The organism is uncultured Campylobacter sp., from assembly GCF_938030785.1.
In the GTDB taxonomy this organism is placed as follows: domain Bacteria; phylum Campylobacterota; class Campylobacteria; order Campylobacterales; family Campylobacteraceae; genus Campylobacter_B.
Genome location: NZ_CALHIK010000114.1, coordinates 1 through 2,422, shown reverse-complemented (window position 1 = coordinate 2,422; position 2,422 = coordinate 1). Strand labels below are relative to the sequence as shown.

Sequence of the window (2,422 nt, the reverse complement as noted above, 5' to 3'; positions counted from 1 at the left end):
CAAATTTGATCATTTCTCGCCGAGCGCCCCGCTCTCTGCTAAAATCGATCATTTCTCCCCTAGCGGCCAATAAACGACCGGCTTAGCTCCAAGCCTTGCTTCGCCGTGATACATCCCTAGCTTGTATTTCGTCCATGCAAAGCCCATGCGTCCGTGCTTGTCGATAAAGATACCGCCGAGTCCTTTGCCTATCCCCGCATTATGCGGGTGCTTTTGCAAGAAGATATTGCGGCAGGCTACGCTTAAATCAATGCTGCGGCTGTCCGTGTTTAGCCCGGATCACGAGTATCTTGCCGCGATTTGCCTTTGCCCTAAAATTTGCACGATCTCCTCTAAGCTTAAAATTCTGCCGTGCGAGTCAAAGCCTACGTTTAGTATGCGTCCCTCCAGGCTGGAAGCGCGGTCGTGCAAGTGTCCGTGAAGCATAAAAGAGCCTTTCGAGGCGTGGTTGTGCTCCTCCACGGGATAGTGAAACATACAGATGCTCATACCTGCCTTGCCGTCCTTCATCGCGCCCGCGCCGCCGTCAAAATTTAGCTCCTTGTAGTGCAGGATATCGCTAAAAATAGGATTTCCGTCGTCTTTTAGCTCGCGTAGCAGCGCTTCTTTGTTTTGGCTGATGAGCGTATCGTGGTTGCCTAAAATCAGCACATGCAAGCCGTTTAGCCTACGCGCGACGCTTTTTAGATCCTTTAATTTATTACAAAATGCAAAATCGCCCAGATCATAAACCGTATCCTCGGGCCCCACTACGGCATTCCAGAGCTCTATTAGCTTTTCGTTCATCTCGCTTACGTCGTTAAAATCCCTAAATTTAGGGCAGTATTTCATAATATTGCCGTGATAAAAATGCAAATCGGAGGTAAAAAATATCATCATTTTTCCTTTAAGCTTTAATCGCTGCATCAAATTTAAGCTTTACGTAAATTTGCGCGGCGTCAAATATTCGCGCTAATCGTTAAATTTTTTCTAAAAATTCTTTTATAAAGCCTAGCTTGCCCTGCTCGTCAAGGGATTTGAATTCTCGCTCGTTTGCTTTGATGTGATCGATCAAGGGGTGAAATTCCTCATCAAGCTTGGTTTTATCCAGTTTGCCGAAAAGCGCCTCGTTTTTACTGCGAGCGAAAAATTTATTCACGAGATAATAAGGCGTTTTCATCTTAAAGCAAAAATCGTTTTGGCTCGGGATATACACCATAAAGCCCTCGAATTTCGCCTCTTTGACTATATTTTTAAGCTCCGCAAAGCTCGTTTTTAGATACTGCTCGCCATCCTTATAAAAAGGTCTTTTTAGCGCTCCGGCAGTGCTTGCGGCGATTTTATCCAGTTCAAATTCGCTTGCTTGCGCGCCGGTTTTAGCGTCGATAAGTCCGATAAAGGTCTCGCCTAGCTCCTCTTCTACGATGTGCGGGTCGCTCTCGTCGGTGATCTCAAATAAAAAAGTTTTATTTGGATAGCGTTTGAAAATCTCTTCAAATTTACAGCAGTGCTCGCGCGCCATCTGCGCAAATCTACTATCGGTCGATCCCGTCGTGGAGTAGATGATGTGGCGGTTAAAGCTCGCGCCGCTTTCGCCGACATCTACGTAGGTGCAACACCCCAAAAAGCCGTTTACCTTTCGCACGGCAAGCACGGGCGTATCGTCCGTGATGTCGATAGGATAAAGGCTTTTGCGCGAGGTAAATTCCGAGTAGTTATAGACCTTTTTAAACGGACGCACGATGATATTTAGATCATCGTCCATTATGAGCCCGCGCATCTCAAGTAACGCCTTATCCCAATCGGCTTTGAAAAAGACGCGTTTTGAGTATTTGTAGGTGCGAAGCTCGGGATAAAGCTCGCTTTGACGCGCACTCCAGAGCCTTTTATCCTGCGTAGCGGCGATATATTTTTTCGTTACGTAGGTATTTTGCGCCGCATCAAAGGGCAGATCGCGCCTGTTTAGAGCCGCCGCGTCTTTGATCTTTTGCGCTACGCTTTCGCTCATAGGATTGACGGGCGGGATCAAAATTTCGCCCTCTATTTTGTTGTTTGCGACCTTGATAAACATCGCTATCACCGTATCTTCATCGACGCCGTGCTCGGAGGTGAAGAAATTTTGCATTCTAAAGCATTCGAAAATAAATCCATTTTGGGCGGCTTGCTCTTTTAGGCTTAGCAGCTCTTTGGTGCGCGCGCTCACGTTGCTAAGCACGATAAGAACGTCTTTATCTTTGTTTTCCAGGGCAAATTTATACGCCTGTTTTATCTCGCGGGCGACCTTGCGCTTCGCATCCTCCAAAAGCTTCGGCGACCAAGTATAAACCCCCGCCTCATCGGTTAGAAACATATCGTTTTCCAAATGATAAATTTGCGCCTGCGGATATTCGTTTTGAAATTCTTTAATTTTCTCTTTTGCGAAAGTCGTTTTACCAGAGCCCGC

The 2,422-nt window shown here is 46.5% G+C and carries 3 protein-coding genes; all 3 read right to left on the bottom strand.

Going from position 1 to position 2,422, the window contains the following annotated elements; genetic code table 11:
- Positions 1-48: 48 nt before the first annotated feature.
- Positions 49-219 carry a hypothetical protein gene (locus tag Q0438_RS06490; RefSeq protein ID WP_299188986.1) on the bottom strand — a complete coding sequence of 57 codons (171 nt, stop codon included), beginning with the start codon at positions 217-219 and terminating at the stop codon, positions 49-51.
- A 60-nt stretch (positions 220-279) separates the two neighbouring features.
- Positions 280-876, bottom strand: a complete 597-nt coding sequence (locus Q0438_RS06485; RefSeq protein WP_299188979.1) for a phosphoesterase — start codon at positions 874-876, stop codon at positions 280-282.
- A gap of 82 nt (positions 877-958) precedes the next feature.
- Positions 959-2,422 (bottom strand): RNA ligase (locus tag Q0438_RS06480; protein WP_299188969.1); only part of this gene is annotated, 1,464 nt, incomplete at its 5' end.